Below are 2,913 nucleotides of genomic sequence, written 5' to 3' on the forward strand. Positions count from 1 at the left end.
CCGCTATGCGGGCGAGCAATTCGATCACACGACGGAGCAGTATTACCTGCGCGCAAGGTTCTATAACCCTGTAATCGCCCGGTTTACGCAGGAGGACGAGTACCGGGGCGACGGTCTGAATTTGTACGCGTATGTCGGAAACAATCCGATTAATTACGTGGACCCGAGCGGGTATATGTGCGAGGAAAAAGGAAATGTTTATGCTAAGGGTGGTAAGAATGAGGGGGATCTTGATACCATAAGAGGGTATAGGGGAAGAGATTTAACTAATTACCCAAAAGAATATCTTATAGATCCAAGGTTATTAGTTGAAATGAATTATAAAGGAAAGGGAGCCTCGGGAACTAACTCTGCTGGTTGGGAAAGAAACTCTAAAAAATTCTTCAAAGAATTGCTGAAGAGAAATCCAGAGTTTTGGAGTGAAGAGAATGCAACAGAAATTAGGAGAGGTAGAGCTCCAGTAGTTGATGAACACTTTATACAGCATTTCCCACAATATAAGAATTACTTAGAGGATCCATTTAGACACCACCATATTGGAGAAGGTGGTCAAGCTGCTGCCTTGCCACTCACCTTACATCCTGGCTACGGTGGAGTTCATAATATTGAAAAAGAATGGGGAATAACAGGTGTAGATGATACAATTGCAAGTAGATTAAATACCATACTAAGGAGATGAATCGGTATGCTGTCACCTTTTGAGTTTAGACAGAAATGGGATCCTGTGAAAAATGGAAAACTAATAAATTTTTCTTTTGTGGACCTAGAAGAGGTCTCACTTTCTACTGAAGTTAAAATGTTTTTAATAGAAGCTGGATTACCTGAATCTGCTTCTCCATACTTAGAATTTAGAACCTCGCAAAATTTGTCTTTTAAGAATTATAACAATTCAGAATCCATTGATGATTATTTTTGTATTGGTACTACAGGAGCAGGGGATTTTATTTGTGTAAAAACTTCAAGTGGTAATATAGTATATCTTGATAGTGGTAATCAAAATAGAGAAGTATTCATAAATTCTTCAATTAATCAATTTACTGAATGTCTACTGTTTTTTTCAAGCATGATAGATAAAGCAATCGAAACTAATGGTGAAGATGCGTATCTTGATAATAATATTCCATCTGAGTTGTTAGATTGGATTATGAATGAAATAACGCGAATAGATTCTCAGTCTTTACGAGAAGGTAATTTTTGGAATATTGAGCTTGAAGATTTAAAAAATGAATAGGTATACCAAAAGAATGGATTAGTACCGTTATGATTGCCCCCAAAAGTGTGATTGAAAATATTGTCTCTCATGGGGGCGCTCATATACTTAAATGCTTTATTAGGTTTCTCGTCAATGCTCATTGATTACTCAGATATAGAGGGTGAAGTCAGAATAACATTACTTAGTCAATTCAATATACTCCTCAAATTCGTGTGGAAAGATACTTAATGACTTAGGTAAAAAGTATGGTAGACACGATTATATTCCTGATGAACTTTGGAATAGCAGGGTATGCAGCTATGGAAATTAGTATTGGTGTTGCATAAAATGATGATTGCGATGAAACTAATTTTTACTTAGAGCTTGGATTCTACGAAGTAGTTAATTCTTGAAGTTAGGAAGTAATTTAGACAAGGTATGTCACTGGATAGTGATAGGACTTAATATATATTTTGATATTTAGCAATGTCATTTGAAGTGAAAGAAATTAGACTAAAAGTTCCATGTATACAAGTAACTAATAATAACTATAAATTTCTTTAAAATGTTTGAGAGCGACATAGTTTAACACTCGACGTCTCTATTCATAGGCTTATTCCAACTTGCAATTTAAGAGGGAATAAGCCTTTTCGATAAGGATGGCCGCGCCCAGCCGAATTGACTACCAGCGCGATTTGAACTTTGAAGTCTATGAAAGAGGCACCACGTAAAGCATTCTATGTCCGCGGGCATGACTTGCTGGCGCAGCCGGATGGCAGGGGAGATTCCTGCTACTACCTGAACATCCAGCACGGCGATGTCGCGCACATCACGAACCGCCTCGGCGGTATTGTAAACAGCTATGAGTACGACGCGTTCGGCGCACCCTATCCGCCACAGAAGGCATCCCGAACCGCTTCCGCTATGCGGGCGAGCAGTATGATCACACGACGGAGCAGTATTACCTGCGCGCGAGGTTCTATAACCCAGTAATCGCCCGGTTTACGCAAGAGGACGAGTACCGCGGCGATGGTCTGAATCTGTATGGCAGCGGAGTCAACGTCCCAATACGGATATGACGGGGACGGCCATATAACGAGCCTACGGGCGGCGAGTCAAGAAGGCCGCGACCTGATGCGGCACACCTATAGCTACGACAATAACGGCAACCAGATTGCCAAGATGGAGCATCATCAGCTAACCCTGTACGGCTACGACCGTCTGGACCACTTGCTGGAGGTGGATTACGGCAGCGGAGCGCAAGAGTCGTTCAGCTACGACCGTGCGGGGAACCGCATTCGCCGCGTGTTGGACGGTCAGACAACGAGCTATACCTATGACAGCCGCAATCGGTTGTTGTCGCTGTTAGATGAAGGCAACCGCCAAACCGAGTTTGAATACGATCGCCAGGGGAATATGGTCTCTGAACGTTCTGGCAGCGGCACCACGACCTATTCGTACGACGCGTTCAACCGGACCGCCAAGGTGGAGAAGCCGGATGGCAGCCATATCCGCCACTTCTATGACCCGGAGGGGCTGCGCAGCGGCATCCGCGAGAACGGCGTGACCAGCCGTTTCGTGTATGACGGATGGAACATGGTCAACGAGCTGGACGGGGAACATAACATCAAGGCGTTCTATGTCCGCGGCCATGAATGGCTGGCGCAGGTGGATGGCAAGGGAGATTCCTACTACTATCTGAACAACCAGCACGGCGATGT

General features: G+C 43.6%; 4 protein-coding genes. All 4 read left to right on the top strand.

Going from position 1 to position 2,913, the window contains the following annotated elements:
• Window positions 1–679, top strand: a 679-nt coding sequence (locus tag A372_RS32765; RefSeq protein WP_019418916.1) for an RHS repeat-associated core domain-containing protein, incomplete at its 5' end; no start/stop codon positions are given.
• A gap of 6 nt (window positions 680–685) precedes the next feature.
• Window positions 686–1,231, top strand: coding sequence for an SUKH-4 family immunity protein (locus A372_RS0100570; RefSeq protein ID WP_019418917.1), 546 nt, complete (start codon window positions 686–688; stop codon window positions 1,229–1,231).
• Window positions 1,232–2,097: 866 nt separating this feature from the next.
• Window positions 2,098–2,271, top strand: a complete 174-nt coding sequence (locus A372_RS39390) for an RHS repeat-associated core domain-containing protein (RefSeq protein ID WP_083858694.1) — start codon at window positions 2,098–2,100, stop codon at window positions 2,269–2,271.
• Window positions 2,237–2,913, top strand: a 677-nt coding sequence (locus A372_RS0100575; protein ID WP_026010812.1) for an RHS repeat domain-containing protein, incomplete at its 3' end; no start/stop codon positions are given. The genes A372_RS39390 and A372_RS0100575, both read left to right, overlap by 35 nt.

Origin of the sequence: Paenibacillus sp. OSY-SE, from assembly GCF_000283315.1 — a bacterium.
Classification (GTDB): Bacteria; Bacillota; Bacilli; order Paenibacillales; family Paenibacillaceae; genus Paenibacillus_B; species Paenibacillus_B profundus.

Bases quoted from the DNA above. Each gene is read 5' to 3' on its own strand.
- A372_RS0100570 (WP_019418917.1), top strand. From the start codon at position 686: ATGCTGTCACCTTTTGAGTTTAGACAGAAATGGGATCCTGTGAAAAAT.